The organism is Stenotrophomonas sp. P5_A8 (assembly GCF_056400545.1).
Map to the genome: position 1 here is coordinate 1 of NZ_JBFULB010000079.1, position 14,432 is coordinate 14,432.

Here is a 14,432-nt window from a genome sequence, read left to right on the forward strand (position 1 = left end):
CCCATGCCCTTTCCGGCGAATGTCCCCCGGTGTCGGCCTKCGGCCGCCCCCTCCTCCTTTATTTCGCCTCCAAGGGCATGGGGCCCAGYGCCCGACCCACCGACCAGCGTCAAAACGCYTGGCTTCTAYYTGMTYACCGCAAGCCGAGCCCCGTAGCGGCCGGTAGGCSCCTGGGCAAAATCAAGGAGGAGGCCGCCAGGCCGGGGGACATTTGCGCCAGGGGCCTACCGGTCGCTACGGGGCCCTCGAGCGCGCGGCAGCCCCCGGCGAAGCCGCCGTCCAAAAGAAAACGGCAGGGTTTCCCCTGCCGTTTTCGTTTTCAGCCTGCGCCGGCAGGCGGTGTACCGACCCACGGTCGGCACCCACCCCTATCGTTCGCGCCCTTACTTCAGCCCGCGGTTGACCAGCAGCGGTTCCACCGACGGATCCTTGCCGCGGAACTCGCGGTACAGATCGGCAAGTTCCACGCTGTTGCCGCGCGAGAGGATCTTGTCGCGGAACACCTGCCCGTTCTCCGGGGTCAGGCCGCCATGCTCCTTGAACCACTCGAAAGCATCATGGTCCAGCACCTCGGCCCAGAAGTAGGCGTAGTAACCGGCCGAATAGCCACCGCCCCAGATGTGGTCGAAGTAGGTGGTGCGGTAACGCGGCGGCACCTGCGGCAGGTCGACCTTGAACTTCTTCAGCGCCGCCGCTTCGAACGGGGCCACGTCCTGCAGCGGCGCGTCGGCCGGCTGGGTGTGCCAGGCCAGGTCGAGCAGCGCCGCCGACAGGTACTCGGTGGTCGCATAGCCCTGGTTGAAGGTGCGCGCCTTGAGGATCTTGTCGACCAGCGCCTGCGGCATCGGCTCACCGGTCTTGTAGTTCTTGGCGTAGTTGGCGAACACCTTCGGGTCCAGCGCCCAATGCTCGTTGAACTGCGAGGGGAACTCGACGAAGTCGCGCGAGGTGCTGGTGCCTGCGATGGACGGGTACTTCACCTTGGAGAACATGCCATGCAGCGCGTGGCCGAACTCATGGAACATCGTGGTCACATCATCGAAGCTGAGCAGCGCGGGCTGGCCGGCGGCGGGCTTGGTGAAGTTGCACACGTTGTAGACCACCGGCTTGGCACCGGTCAGGCCGTCCTGTTCGACGAACACGTCCATCCAGGCGCCACCGGACTTGCTGTCACGCTTGAAGTAGTCGGTGTAGAACAGCGCCAGCGACGTGCCGTCCTTGTCGAACACCTCGTAGACCTTCATGTCCGCGTGGTAGGTCGGGATATCGGTGCGCGGCTTGAAGGTGATGCCGTACAGCTGGGTGGCGGCGTAGAAGACGCCGTTCTGCAGCACGTTGTCCAGCTCGAAGTACGGCTTGATCTGCGACTCGTCCAGGTCGTACTGCGCCTTGCGCACCTGTTCGGCGTAGAAGTCCCAGTCGGACGCGGCCAGCTTGAAACCGCCCTTCTGGGCGTCGATCACTTTCTGCATTTCGCCGATCTCGCCACGCGCCTTGGCGGTGGCTGCCGGCACGGTGTCAGTCAGCAGCTTGAGCGCGGCGGCCGGGGTCTTGGCCATCTGGTCGGCCAGGCTGTAGGCGGCGTAGTTGTCGAAGCCGAGCAGCTTGGCCTTCTGCGCACGCAGCTGGGCCAGCCGCTGTACGGTCTGCCGGGTGTCGTTGGCATCGCCCTTCTCGGCGCGGGTTTCGGAGGCCTTGAGCACGGCGGCGCGCTGGTCGCGGTCGCTCAGCGAGGCCAGTACCGGCTGCTGGGTGGTGTTCTGCAGCGGCAGCACGTACTTGCCGTCCAGCTTGCGGTCCTTGGCATCGGCGGCGGCGGTGTTGATCGCATCCTCGTCCAGGCCGGCCAGCTTGGCCTTGTCATCGACCACCACCGCACCGGCGGCGGTGGCGGCCACCAGGCGGGTGTGGAACTGGGTGGCCAGCGTGGTTTCTTCCACGTTGAGCTTGCGCAGCGAGGCCTTGTCGGCATCGTTCAACTGCGCGCCGGCACGCACGAATTCCTGGTAGTCACGCTCGACCAGGCGCAGCTGCACCGGGTCCAGGCCCAGCGACTGGCGCTGGTCGTAGACGCTCTTGATGCGGGCGAACAGCTTCGGGTCGAGGTTGATCTCGTCCTGGTGGTCGGCCAGCTTCGGGGCGACTTCTTCCTGGATCTTCTGGCGCGCCTCGTTGGTATCGGCCTGGACCAGGCCGAAGAAGATGCGCGACACGCGGGTCAGGGTTTCGCCGCTGCGCTCCAGCGCTTCGACGGTGTTGTCGAAGGTGGCCGGTTCGGGGTTGTCGGCGATCTTGCGGACTTCGGCCAGGTGCTGCTTCATGCCTTCATTGAAGGCCGGCAGGTAGTCACTGTCCTTGATCTTGTCGAACGGCGGCGCCTGGAACGGCAGCGTGCTGGCGCTCAACAGGGGGTTGGTGGACGCATCGGCCGGCTGTTGCGCGGCGGGGGTCGGGGTATCGGTCACGGGGGTGGACTCCTTGCCGGAACAAGCCGCCAGCGCCAGGCTGATGGCAGCGGCCAAAACTACGGTACGCGACATGAAACGGGCTCCTTGGAATGGGATGCGGCTGCGGAAAACCGCAGCCGATCACCCTACTCCGATTGCCCGGAAGCGGCATGTGCCGGACGTGGCGCATGGCTGTGCGGCGCCCGCCGTGAACGGGGCCGGCGTCTCCCGGCCCGGTCCGGCCTCAGACGGTGCCGCGGTTCTTGCCCTGCCAGGGCCGGTAGTAGTCGCGGATGGCGGCCATGTCGGCGGCATCATCGCCGGTGGAATAAAACAGCGGGCCGATCCCGATGGTCTTTTCCGGGTAATGGAAGTAAGCCGCCAGCACCGGCACGTCGGCCATCCGCGCGATCTTCAGGAACCCGGCCTTCCAGTGCGTCACCGCCTTGCGGGTGCCTTCGGGGGTGATCGCATACCACATGCGTTCGGAGCCGCGGATCAGGCTGACCGCCTGTTCCACCGTGCCCTGCGGCGAGCTGCGGTCCAGCGGGATCACGCCCAGGGCGCGCAGCAGCGGCGACAGCGGCCACCAGAACAACGAGGCCTTGCCCAGCACCTTGACCTGCATGCCCAGCGCGATCTTGGCCGCCATGCCCCAGAACCCGTCCCAGTTGGAGGAGTGCGGGGCAATGATGAAGACCAGCTTGGGCACGTCCGGGAAGGTGCCCACCACTTTCCAGCCACCCAGGCGCAACGTGCAGCGCGCCAGCCAGCGGAGGAAGCGGTTGGGTTTGACCTGCGGCATGTTGGGCGGAACGGCCGGCAACAGCGGACTTCGGTTGTTCAAGCAATCACTCCCAATTGCGTGTGGTGCGGCCGCGCTTGATCTGCGCGCGGCCCTTTTTTTCATCCAGGCGGCGCAGCTTCGCCCCGTACGACGGCTTGGTGGCCACGCGCGGCTTGGGCACGCTGAGGCTGGCCTGGATGAACTCGGCCAGGCGCTCGCGCGCATCCTCGCGGTTGCGGTCCTGGGTGCGAAAACGCTGGGCATCGATGACCAGCACGCCCTCGCCGGTCATGCGTCGGTCGCGCCGGGCCAACAGGCGCGAGCGCAACGGTTCGGGCAGCGACGGCGAGCCGGCCACGTCGAAACGCAGTTCCACCGCGGTGGACACCTTGTTGACGTTCTGCCCGCCGGCGCCACTGGCGCGCACGAAACGCTCGACGATTTCCGCGTCGGGAATCGACAGATGTGCGCTGACGGTGACTGGTCCGGTACCCATGGGCGGCATTGTAAAGGCAGGACGCGTGCCGAGGGTGAGCCCAACATCCCCGATGACGCCGATAACGTCCGCAAAATGCAGCCTGATGACATCCCGGCGGGTATCCTCGGGACTCCATGCAACGCAGGATGCTCCGCACATGCTTTCGATCCGTCCGCTGACCCTTACCGGCCCGACCCGTCCCCGTCGTGGCCTGATCCGCCTGGGCCTGGTACTCGCCCTGGGCCTTGCCGCCGTGGCCCCGGCCATCGCCGCGCCGCCGTCCGATGCCGACATCAACCGGCTGCTGGCCGCCTCGCGCGCGCAGACCATGCTGGACAGCATGCTGCCGCAGATCGAGGCGATGCAGCGCCAGCAGTTCCAGCAGGTCGCCCAGCAGCGCCAGCTCGATGCGCAGCAGCAGGAACAGATGAAGCGCATGGAGGCACGCACCACCCAGACCATCCGCCAGGCGCTGTCCTGGCAGCAGCTGCGGCCGATGTACGTGGACCTCTACAAGAAGAGCTTCAGCAAGGAAGACGTGCTGGCGATGGCCGAGTTCTACGAGAGCTCGGCCGGACAGAGTCTGCTCGACAAGACCCCGGCGCTGATGCAGAACGTGATGGTGGCCATCCAGGAAAAGATGCAGCCGCTGTTCGTGGACCTGCAGAAGGACCTGGAGGAAATCATGAACGAGAAGCCGGCCCCGGCGAAGAAGTGACCCCGTAGAGCCGACCGTTGGTCGGCTGCACGATCCCGGGCACCGCATGTAAAGCATGCCGACCGTTGGTCGGCTGCAGATATCCCGGGCACCGCATGTAAAGCATGCCGACCGTTGGTCGGCTGCACGATCCCGGGCACCACATGTAAAGCATGCCGACCGTTGGTCGGCTGCAGATGTCCCGGGCACCGCATGTAAGGCAGCCGACCAACGGTCGGCTCTACGCGGGTCAGGCCGCGTCCCAGCCGAACAGATCCATCGCCTTGCGGAACTCCCCCTCCGCCGGCGCGCTGACGTCCATCGCGGTGCCATCGGGGTGTGGGAACCGCAGGCGTTCGGCGTGCAGCAGCATGCGGTGGATGCCCTGCATGCGGAAACTGCGGTTGTGGCGGCCATCGCCATGGCTGGTGTCGCCGATCAGGTGGTGGGACAGGTGCTTGAGGTGGCGGCGGATCTGACGGAAGCGGCCGGTCTGCGGTTGGCAGCGCAGCAGCGCATAGCGCGAGGTCTCGAACTCGCCCACCGGCACGGCGATCTCGCCCACGGCCACCCGCTGGAAATGGGTGATGGCCTGCTTCTTCACCGGCTTGCCGGGGCCGCCATCGAGGTCATGGTCGACGGTGAAGATGTCTTCGGCCGGCCAGCCACGGCAGATCGCCAGGTAATCCTTGGTCACATCGCCGCCCATCAGCGCTTTGCCGAGCACGCTGGCGCTTTCGCGGTCGAAGGCCAGCAGCAGGCAGCCGCTGGTGGCGCGGTCGAGCCGGTGGACCAGGAAGATCGGCTTGCCGAGCTGGTCGCGCAGGCGGTCGGCAAGGAAGTCGTCTTCGCCACGGGCCAGCTTGCTGTCGTGGACCATCAGCCCGGCGGGCTTGTTGACCACGGCCAGGCGGTCGTCCAGGTGCAGCAACTGCAGGGGCGCCACTGCGGGCGCGAGGTCGGTTGCGGTGTCGGTATCGATGTCGTTCACCGACCGATTATCCCCGCCCACTGCAGGCAGCGCCAACAAAGGCGATTCAGGCGACGTCACGCACCGCGATCAGTTCGCCGTTGCCGATCGGCACCCGCACGCAATGGAACTGCGGATCGCGGCGTACCTGTGCCTCGAAGGCCGCCATCTGTTCGGCATGCGAGACGGCATTGTCGACCACCAGCAAGCCACCGGGACGCAGCACGCGACGCAGGTCCGGCCACCAGCCCAGGTACTGGCTGCGTTCGGAATCCAGGAACAGCAGGTCGATGCTGGCCTCGGCTGCGGCACCCAGCCACACACCCGCATCGATGTGGATAAGCTCGATCTGCGCGGCCAGGCCGCTGCGCGCGAAGGTGGCCGTCGCCAGGGCGATCTTGTCGGCGGCGTACTCCAGCGTGGTGACCTGCCCGCCGACAGCCGCAGCGGCCTCGGCCAGCCACAGCGTGGAATAGCCGTTGGAGGTGCCGATCTCCAGCACCCGCCGCGCGCCGGTGGCACGCACCAGCACACCCAGCAGCTCGCCGGTGTCCGGGGTGATGTTGAGCATGCGCTGGGCACGCTCGGTATGGCTGGCATCGTGGTCGGCGCCGAACCGGGCCAGTTCGTCCTTCAGTGCCTGCAGCGTCATCTCAGCGGCGCCACCACGCGCTGGCCAACGAGAACAGACCGGCCGCGCCACTCACCCAGCTCCACACCGGTGCATCACCGAAGTACCAGCCGCCCGGCTGCATGCCGTACAGCACCGCCGCGACGATCAGCAGGCCGACACCGGCGATCGCGGCGACCGCGCGCTTCTGCAGCTTCTGCAGGTTGGTGTTGAGCGCGACCAGGTCCTGCGAGCGCATCGACAGCTCGTGTCCGCCTTCCACCTGCTGCTTCAGCCAGGCGTGTACCAGGCGCGGCATGTCCGGGGTGTGGGTCATGATTTCCGGCAGCCGCTTGCGCAGCTCCTTCAGTACCCGGCGCGGGCTGTAACGCTCGCGCAGGATGCGTTCGAGCACCGGCCGGGCCACCGCCCAGATGTCCAGTTCCGGATCGAGCTGGCGGCCGACGCCTTCGATGTTGAGCAGGGTCTTCTGCAGCAGGATCAGCTGCGGCTGCAGGGTCAGTTCATAGCGCTGGGCCACGCGGAACAGCTTGATCAGCACCTCGGCCAGCGAAATCTGCGACAGCGGCCGGGTGAAGTAGGGTTCGCACACCGAACGCGCCGCCGCTTCCAGCTCGTCGATACGCACGTTGCCCGGCATCCAGCCCGCTTCAACGTGGAGCTCGGCCATGCGCCGGTAATCCTTGTTGAAGATCGCCATGAAGTTCTCGGCCAGGTAGTACTGATCCTCCTGCGAGAGCTGGCCCATGATGCCGAAGTCCAGCGCGATGAAGCGCGGGTTGTCGCGGCGCGCCGGATCGAGGTCGACCCAGATGTTGCCGGCGTGCGCATCGGCGTGGAAGAAGTTGTCGCGGAACACCTGCGTGTAGAACACCCGCACGCCCTTGGCCGCCAGCGCCTTGCGGTCGATGCCGGCCTTGTCCAGCGCGACGATATCATCCGACGGAATGCCCCACACCCGCTCCAGGGTCAGCGCGCGCTCGGCGGTGTGGCTCCAGATCACTTCCGGAACGTACAGGTCGTCCGAATCCATCCAGTTGCGGCGCAGCACGCTGGCGTTGGCGCCTTCGCGTTGCAGGTCAAGCTCGGCGGCCAGGGTGTTCTCGACCTCGGCCACCACTTCGCGCGGGCGGATCTTGTCGGCGCGCGGATGGGCGCGCTCGACCAGCGCAGCGGCCGAGGTGAGCAGCGCGATGTCGGCATCGATCTGCCGTTCGATATCCGGGCGCAGCACCTTGACCACCACCTGGCGGCCGTCGGCCAGCGTGGCCGCGTGGACCTGGGCGATCGAGGCCGAGGCCAGCGGCTGCAGGTCGAAGCTGGCGAACGCCTCGCTGACCGGGCGGCCGAGCGCCTGCTCGACGATGCGCTGGGCGGTCGCGCCGTCAAACGGCTTGACCCGGTCCTGCAGCAGGGTCAGCTCGTTGGCCACATCGGCCGGGATCAGGTCGCGGCGGGTGGACAGGATCTGCCCGAACTTGACGAAGATGGGGCCGAGGTCCTGCAGCGCCAGGCGCAGCCGGGCACCGCGCGACTGCGCGGCGATATCGGCCGAGGCGCGCGGCACGAACGGCTTGGCCAGGCGCAGCCAGCGCTCCAGCGGGGTGTCCTGCAGCAGATCATCCAGGCGGTAGCGCAGGATCACCCGGCCGATGCGGGTGGCGCGGAACATCGCCTTCATGCGCGCACCTGGCGCAGGCGCTGTACCCGGGCGGCGATGCGTTCCACATCGTCGCGCATCACATCCACGTCGTCGTGGAAGGCTTCCAGTTCTGCTCGCGGTACCACGTCGCGGGACTCCTCGGTGACATATTCGGCGGCGCTGTGCGCCAGGTCGGACGCGCCACGGCGCGCATGCTGCAGCGCCGAGCGCAGGCTGTTGGCGATCTGCACGCCCAGCACCTCGCCGAACACGCGCACGAACGGCTGCTGCCAGTCCGGATCGAAACGGCTGGCCAACTGCTGCAGGCGCCGGGCCAGCTCGGCATCGCCGGAGACCTTGACCCGCCCGGCCGGGGCGTCACCGCCGCGGCGCGCATTGGCCAGGAACGGCAGCTGCGCAAGCACGCCGCCCAGGGTGCTGCGCACGGCCAGGTCCGGCTCCTGCTGCGCATCCACCGGGCCCACGGTCAGGCGCTCACCGTCGACCCCGATACGCATCGCCAGCGAAGGGGATTCCAGGGTCAGCGCAATGTGCCGGCCATCCAGCGCACCCAGCGCGCTGCGCGTGTCCGGGTCCAGCGCCAGCGCGCGGTTGAGCGCCAGCTGCAGCGCATTGCCGGCCAGCGGTTTGAGGGAACTGAGGAAGGAACGGGCCATCGCTGCATTCTACTCGGCCCATGGCAGCGCCGGACCGCCGTACGTGCGCCGAGGCTGACGCGAGCATGAAGGCCGGTTCCACTGCAGGCCGCTGACCGGTTCATGCTATGGACCCACACACCAGGCGCAGGAGCGGCAACAGGCATGGGCAAGACCCGGGTAGGCATCATTTTCGGTGGCCGTTCGGCCGAACACGAAGTGTCACTGCAGTCGGCCAGGAACATCGTGGACGCATTGGACAAGACGCGCTTCGACGTGACCCTGATCGGGATCGACAAGCAGGGCCAGTGGCATGTCAGCGACCCGCAGGCCTTCCTGCTGCACGCCGATGACCCGGCGCGGATCGCCCTGAACCGCTCGGGCATTGCGGTGGCCGTGCGCCCCGGGGTGGCGCGCCAGCAGCTGGTGCCGACCGATCCGGCCACCGCACTGGAGCAGATCGATGTCGTGTTCCCCATCGTGCACGGCACGCTGGGCGAGGACGGCTCGCTGCAGGGCCTGCTGCGCATGGCCAACCTGCCGTTCGTGGGCTCCGGCGTACTCGGCTCGGCGGTGGCGATGGACAAGGACGTGGCCAAGCGCCTGCTGCGCGACGCCGGGCTGGCGGTGGCACCGTTCGCCTGCTTCAACCGGGCCAGCGCAGCCAACGCCGACTACGCCGCGCTGGTCGCGCAGCTGGGCTCGCCGCTGTTCGTCAAACCGGCCAACCAGGGCTCGTCGGTCGGGGTGAGCAAGGTGGACAGCGCGCGGGAATTTCATGAGGCTCTCGCGCTGGCGCTGTCCTATGACCACAAGGCGCTGGTGGAGACGGCCATCGACGGCCGCGAGATCGAGTGCGCGGTACTGGGCAACGACCGCCCCGAGGCCAGCGTGTGCGGCGAGGTGGTGCTGCACGACGCGTTCTACTCATATGACACCAAATACATCAGCGAGACCGGTGCGGACGTGGTGGTGCCGGCGGCCATCAGCGACGCCGACCAGCAGCGCATCGGCGACATCGCGGTGCGCGCCTATCAGGCGCTGGATTGCGCCGGTCTGGCGCGGGTGGATGTATTCCTGACCCCTGCTGGCGAGGTGGTCATCAACGAGATCAACACCCTGCCGGGCTTCACCCGAATCAGCATGTATCCCAAATTGTGGGCGGCCAGTGGGCTCGATTACACGGCCCTGATCAGCCGCCTTCTGGACCTGGCCCTGCAACGGCATGCGCAGGAGCAGGCGCTGCGCAGCTCGATCACCGCCTGATACGGCGACGGCCCGACGCGCTTTCGCACGCCGGGCCGTCACAAGGCAATGGCTGGGCAACCCGCGCCGGAGAGAGGGAGCGCGGGCTGCCCGGCGGACTAGCCTCGCTTGCGGAACATCGACACCACCGCCAGGATCAGGAAGACCACGAACAGGATCCAGGCGATGTTGCTGGCGGCACCGGCGATGCCGGAGAAGCCAAGCACCGCCGCGATGATGGCGATGACAAAAAAGATAACGGCGTAATGCAGCATGTCGATCCTCGCGTAATGCGTGCCGGATTGGCGTGCTGCAATCTTCACCAAACCGCGGTGTTCAGGAAGTGATGGCGTCCTGTGCGTGCGATGAAGACTTCAGCCTCGTGAGGCCTTCGTCAATGCTCACCTGCGGCACGTAGCCGAAGTCCCGACGCGCCGGCGCCATGCTGTACCAATGTGGGGTGCACAGCTGCTCGGCAAGGAAGCGGGTCATCGGCGGTTCGCCGCGCAGGCGCAACAGCGGCCACAGCCGCTCGGCCACCGCGCCGATGCGATAGGCGGTCTTGAAGCTGATCGACTTGTGCACCGCTGGCGCGCCGACCGCAGCCAGCAGCTTGTTGAGCAGTTCCTTCATCGGCAGCGGTTCGCCGTTGGAGATGAAGTACGCCTTGCCCGCGCACGCCGCGCCCGGGGCAAGGTGTTCGAAGGCAAGGAAGTGCGCCAGCGCAGCGTTGTCGATGTAGGTGGTATCGACCAGATTGCTGCCGTCCCCGACAAAGCGCAGCCGACCGGCGCGCGCACGCTCGGCCAGGCGCGGCACCAGCTGCTGGTCGCCCGGCCCCCAGATCAGCCGCGGGCGCAGTGCCACGGTGGCCAGGGTGGCATCGTTGGCGGCCAGCACGCGCTGCTCGGCAAGGGTCTTGGTGGCCGCATACGGCGCCTGGAAGTCTTCGCCGTAGGGCACTTCATCGGCGCCCAGGCCTTCCACCGGGTGGGTGGCGCGATGGGTCACGCTCGGCGTGGAGGTGTAGACCAGCTTGCCCACGCCATGCGCGCGGCAGGCAGCGATCACGTTGTCGGTGCCGACCACGTTGGCCTGGAAATAGCTGTCATAACTGCCCCACGCGCCGGCCTTGGCGCCGTTGTGGAACACGGCATCGACCCCGGCCACCGCGTGGCGCACCGCATCGGCATCGGCCAGGTCGCCGCGGATCTGGCCCACGCCCAGTGCGGCCAGCGGCGGATAGTCGCCGCGGTTGAAGCTGAGCACCTGATGGCCCCGCTGCACCAGCCCACGGCACAGCGCCTGCCCAAGGAAGCCACCCCCACCGGTCACCAGGATTCTCATGCGCGCGTGTCCACGTGGGTTGCGGCCCAGACAGCCAGCTTCTCGCGGCCGATCTTGGCGTTGTGGCGGATATCCACCGGGAAGCCGGGATGCATCAGGAACTGTTCGATGCGGGGGGTGTGCGGGTGTGCATCGGCCTCGCGACGCAGGCGTTCGCGCAGCGCAGGGGTATCGGCACCGCCGGGTTGCAGCTCCACGCACAGCACCGGGCGCTGGCGACCCGCCGCACCGACGCCGACCAGCGCGGTGCGGGCGATGCCGTCGAGCGCATTGAAGACCGGTTCGACCTGTTCGGTGTACATCGGCCCCTGCGCGGTTTCCAGGCGCTGGGTCTTGCGACCGCAGAACCACAGCCGACCCTGCGCATCGAAGTAGCCGACATCGCCCATGCGGTGCACTACGCGCGCGCTGCCATCGGCGAGCACTTCGCCGATCTTGGCCGCGGCAGTGGCCTGCGGGCGGTTGAAGTAGCTGTCGGTCGCGGTGGGACCGGCCACGGTGATTTCGCCGACCTCGCCCACGCCCACCTCACGCACCTGCGACCAGTCCGGCAGCGGCGCGTCGTCGATGGCGATGATGCGCACCAGGTTGGGCGCCACCACGCGCCCGACGCAGGTGCCGGCCCCGGCTTCGGTGGCCTGGCGGGTGCTTTCCAGCTCGCGGCCTTCGATCACCGCCACCGGCAGGCACTCGGTGGCGCCGTACGGCGTCCAGAACTCGGCGTCGGCCGGCAGCAGACGGCGGATCCGGGCGACCACGTCCGGCGGCACCGGCGCGCCGGCCGAGGTCACCCGGCGCACGCCCGTCAGCGGCTGGCCGTGGTCGGCCAGCACCCGCATCAGCGCCGGTGAACCGAACAGCTGGGTGATCCCGAAGCGGGCGATCGCATCGAGCAGCTTGCGCGGGTCGGCCTTGGCCGGGCGCGTCGGGTCCATGTCCGGAATCACCGAGGTCAGGCCCAGCGCCGGATCGAACAAGGCGAACGGCGGGAAGGTCGGCAGGTCCACGCCACCGGGCTCCATGCCGAAGGCCGACCGCAGCAGCTCCACCTGGCCCACGAAGTGCCGGTGGCGGTAGACCACGCCCTTGGGCACGCCGGTGGAGCCACTGGTGAACAGGATCGCGGCAACGTCGTCGCCCTCGGTGGACGCCATCGGCTGCGGCGCGCGCGCGCCCTCGGCCTCGATCCGGGCCAGCGTGGTGCCGCCCCAGCCCCAGCGCCGGCCGACGGTCACCAGGGTCTTCGCTCCCGGGCACCAGCGCAGCACCAGCCGCGCCACGTGGGCCAGGCCGATGCCGATGAAGGCCTGCGGCTGCGCCTCGTCCAGGCACTGTTTGAGGGCGCGCTTGTCGATACCGGGGTCGACCAGCACCGGCACTGCGCCGTTCTTGAACAACGCGAACATCAGCAGGAAGAACTCCGGCGAGGGCCGCACCATCACCACCGCGCGCACACCGCGGCCGATGCCGTGGGCAGCCAGGCCGGCGGCCATGGCGTCGCTGCGCGCGTTGAGGGTGCGGTAATCGAGGGTGACGTCGTAGGCGGCCATGCCGCCTGCACCGGGCTTTCCGGGGCAGCGGATGGCGATCTGGTCGGGGCGTTCACGGGCCAGCTCGGGCAGGCGCGCGGCAATGTTGGTGGCGGCGTTCATCCGTTCATTGTCGCCGCTGCAGAAAAATCTTGCGCGGGCGGCCACGGCATGGAAAATTCGCGGCCTTCCCTCCTGCTCGATTGCCGCCCAAGGCCGGTCCCCCATGTCCCATCCCTKCCTCACCTGCGGCGCCTGCTGCACCCAGTACCGTGTGGCGTTCCACTGGATGGAATCGGACGAGGTCACCCCCGGCGGCGTGCCGCACGAACTGACCCAGGTGCTGGACCCGCACCGGCTGTGCATGCGCGGCACCCTGTCCAAGCCGGTCTACTGCGTGGCGCTGGATGCGGAGATCGGGGTCTATTCGCGCTGCAGCATCCACCCCAACCGCCCCAGCGTGTGCCGCGAAGTGGACGCCTCGTGGGAGTACGGCAAGGCCAGCCCACAGTGTGACAAAGCGCGGGTTGCGCACGGCATGCCGGCCCTGACCCTGGCCGATTGGCGCTGGCGGGACGCGGCGGACAATGACGATGATCATCCCGACGACAACGGCAGCTCGCCGGCGCCGCAGGCGCCGATCGCGGCGTGAGGGTGTGCGTCCGGGGGTGATGGCCCGGCGCGAAGGGCAGCCGACCAACGGTCGGCTCTACGGGTGGGTTCCGACCCGATCAAACGTCGGTACCCACCGGTTGCTGGGTAGGTGACGACCGTTGGTCGTCACCCCGGTCAAATCGGGTTTGCGTCCAAAAACGCCCGGATCTTCGGCACCAGCACCTCGTGCTTGTCTTCCAGCACGTAATGCCCGGCATCCTCGAAGGCGTGCACCTCGGCCTGCGGCAGCGCGGCCTGGAAGCCGGCCAGGAAGTGGTGGTCGAACACGAAGTCGCGCAGGCCCCAGCCGATGAAGGCGGGGCGGTCGGCGTACGACGGCAACGTCTGGCCGGAGCGCTCCAGCAACGACCACGCCTTGTCGGCCGGCGACAGGGGGATGTCCTGCATGAAACGGATGGTGCTGATGCGGTTGGCGTAGCTGTTGTACGGCGACACGTATGCGCGGCGCACGTCGGCCGGCATCTTGCGCTCCACGCCCAGCCACGAGGCACCGGCGGAGAACGCGTTGAAGGTGCGGATGATCCACTCCCCCACCGTCCAGTGACGGCCCAGCGCGATCTGCCACGGCATTTTCTTCGCAGCCGGCATCGGGAATGCCGCCGTGTTGAGCACCACCAGGCGCTTGACCTGCGCGTGGTGCGACAGCGCCCAGCCAAAGCCGATCATGCCGCCCCAGTCGTGCACGGCCAAGGTCACCGGGCCGATGATGCCCAGGTGCCTGAGCAGCGCGTCCAGATCGTCCACGCGCGACTGCAGCGTGTAGTCGTAATGCGCGTCATCGGGCTTGTCCGACAGGCCCATGCCGATGTGGTCGGGCACGATGCAACGGTATTTGTCCGACAGCCCCGCCACCAGCGTGCGCCAGTAATAGCTCCACGACGGGTTGCCGTGGACCATCACCACCACCTCGCCATCGCGCGGACCTTCGTCGAGATAGTTCATCGACAGGCCGGGGCGCACCTCGAAGCGGTGCGGATGAGCGGGGTAACCGGGAAGCTGGGGCATGCAATCGCACCTGTAAAAAGGGCCGGTAGTACCGGCCCTTGGATTCAACGTAGCGGTCTTGTTACCAGACCACTTCGGCCATCGAGCAGTTCAGGCCCGAGCCGATACCGAGCAGCGCGATGCGATCGCCCTTCTTCAGCCGGCCCAGTTCCTTGAGCTTGCTCAGCACGATCGGCACCGAGGCCGGACCGATGTTGCCGTGCTCGCCGAAGATGGTCATGACCTTCTTCGGGTCGATGCCGAAGTTCTTGATGAACGCGGCGGTGTGCGGCTGGCTCACCTGGTGGATGACGAACTGGTCCAGTTCGTCCACCGCCCAGCCC

The 14,432-nt window shown here is 67.7% G+C and carries 15 protein-coding genes; 3 read left to right on the forward strand and 12 right to left on the reverse strand.

What is annotated here, in order from left to right; all coding sequences use genetic code 11:
- Positions 1-383 precede the first annotated feature (383 nt).
- The 3 genes from dcp to arfB all read right to left on the reverse strand — a co-directional run bounded on the left by dcp (position 384) and on the right by arfB (position 3,730).
- Complete coding sequence (dcp, locus tag AC1DQP_RS07965) at positions 384-2,540, reverse strand: peptidyl-dipeptidase Dcp (RefSeq protein ID WP_256775265.1); 2,157 nt, start codon at positions 2,538-2,540, stop codon at positions 384-386.
- Positions 2,541-2,691: 151 nt separating this feature from the next.
- Complete coding sequence (locus AC1DQP_RS07970; protein ID WP_236546331.1) at positions 2,692-3,252, reverse strand: lysophospholipid acyltransferase family protein; 561 nt, start codon at positions 3,250-3,252, stop codon at positions 2,692-2,694.
- A gap of 46 nt (positions 3,253-3,298) precedes the next feature.
- Complete coding sequence (gene arfB / locus AC1DQP_RS07975; RefSeq protein ID WP_256775266.1) at positions 3,299-3,730, reverse strand: alternative ribosome rescue aminoacyl-tRNA hydrolase ArfB; 432 nt, start codon at positions 3,728-3,730, stop codon at positions 3,299-3,301.
- A gap of 139 nt (positions 3,731-3,869) precedes the next feature.
- Here arfB and AC1DQP_RS07980 point away from each other — a divergent pair, with 139 nt between their 5' ends.
- Complete coding sequence (locus AC1DQP_RS07980; RefSeq protein WP_457318704.1) at positions 3,870-4,430, forward strand: DUF2059 domain-containing protein; 561 nt, start codon at positions 3,870-3,872, stop codon at positions 4,428-4,430.
- Positions 4,431-4,659: 229 nt separating this feature from the next.
- Here AC1DQP_RS07980 and AC1DQP_RS07985 read toward each other — a convergent pair whose 3' ends face one another.
- From AC1DQP_RS07985 to AC1DQP_RS08000, 4 genes are read right to left on the reverse strand one after another with little or no spacing between them, the layout of a single operon-like run.
- Complete coding sequence (locus tag AC1DQP_RS07985) at positions 4,660-5,391, reverse strand: pseudouridine synthase (protein ID WP_457318718.1); 732 nt, start codon at positions 5,389-5,391, stop codon at positions 4,660-4,662.
- Between the two features lie 55 nt (positions 5,392-5,446).
- Positions 5,447-6,031, reverse strand: coding sequence for an O-methyltransferase (locus AC1DQP_RS07990; protein ID WP_457318705.1), 585 nt, complete (start codon positions 6,029-6,031; stop codon positions 5,447-5,449).
- Between the two features lies 1 nt (position 6,032).
- Positions 6,033-7,691, reverse strand: coding sequence for a ubiquinone biosynthesis regulatory protein kinase UbiB (ubiB, locus tag AC1DQP_RS07995; RefSeq protein WP_457318706.1), 1,659 nt, complete (start codon positions 7,689-7,691; stop codon positions 6,033-6,035).
- The gene (locus AC1DQP_RS08000) at positions 7,688-8,329 is read right to left on the reverse strand and encodes a ubiquinone biosynthesis accessory factor UbiJ (RefSeq protein WP_256775270.1); all 642 of its coding nucleotides are present in this window, start codon (positions 8,327-8,329) and stop codon (positions 7,688-7,690) included. The genes ubiB and AC1DQP_RS08000 overlap by 4 nt, the downstream gene beginning before the upstream one ends.
- Positions 8,330-8,473: 144 nt before the next feature.
- Between AC1DQP_RS08000 and ddlA the strand changes: the two genes are divergently transcribed.
- The gene (ddlA, locus tag AC1DQP_RS08005; protein ID WP_457318709.1) at positions 8,474-9,574 is read left to right on the forward strand and encodes a D-alanine--D-alanine ligase; all 1,101 of its coding nucleotides are present in this window, start codon (positions 8,474-8,476) and stop codon (positions 9,572-9,574) included.
- A 98-nt stretch (positions 9,575-9,672) separates the two neighbouring features.
- Here the strand turns inward: ddlA and AC1DQP_RS08010 are convergent, their stop codons facing one another.
- The 3 genes from AC1DQP_RS08010 to oleC all read right to left on the reverse strand — a co-directional run bounded on the left by AC1DQP_RS08010 (position 9,673) and on the right by oleC (position 12,552).
- Positions 9,673-9,828, reverse strand: a complete 156-nt coding sequence (locus AC1DQP_RS08010) for a DUF1328 domain-containing protein (RefSeq protein WP_038691201.1) — start codon at positions 9,826-9,828, stop codon at positions 9,673-9,675.
- Positions 9,829-9,889: 61 nt separating this feature from the next.
- Positions 9,890-10,900, reverse strand: coding sequence for a 2-alkyl-3-oxoalkanoate reductase (gene oleD / locus AC1DQP_RS08015; protein ID WP_457318711.1), 1,011 nt, complete (start codon positions 10,898-10,900; stop codon positions 9,890-9,892).
- Positions 10,897-12,552 (reverse strand): olefin beta-lactone synthetase, encoded by a 1,656-nt coding sequence (oleC, locus tag AC1DQP_RS08020; RefSeq protein WP_478051387.1) that lies wholly within the window; start codon positions 12,550-12,552, stop codon positions 10,897-10,899. Before oleC ends, oleD begins: the two co-directional genes overlap by 4 nt.
- Positions 12,553-12,655: 103 nt before the next feature.
- Here oleC and AC1DQP_RS08025 point away from each other — a divergent pair, with 103 nt between their 5' ends.
- A complete protein-coding gene (locus tag AC1DQP_RS08025; protein ID WP_478051388.1) occupies positions 12,656-13,081 on the forward strand; it encodes a YkgJ family cysteine cluster protein in 426 nt (141 codons plus the stop codon).
- Between the two features lie 137 nt (positions 13,082-13,218).
- Here AC1DQP_RS08025 and AC1DQP_RS08030 read toward each other — a convergent pair whose 3' ends face one another.
- On the reverse strand, positions 13,219-14,109 hold the full coding sequence (locus AC1DQP_RS08030) for an alpha/beta fold hydrolase (RefSeq protein WP_478051389.1): 891 nt from the start codon (positions 14,107-14,109) through the stop codon (positions 13,219-13,221).
- Between the two features lie 61 nt (positions 14,110-14,170).
- On the reverse strand, positions 14,171-14,432 hold a 262-nt coding region (locus AC1DQP_RS08035), incomplete at its 5' end, for a 3-oxoacyl-[acyl-carrier-protein] synthase III C-terminal domain-containing protein (RefSeq protein WP_478051390.1).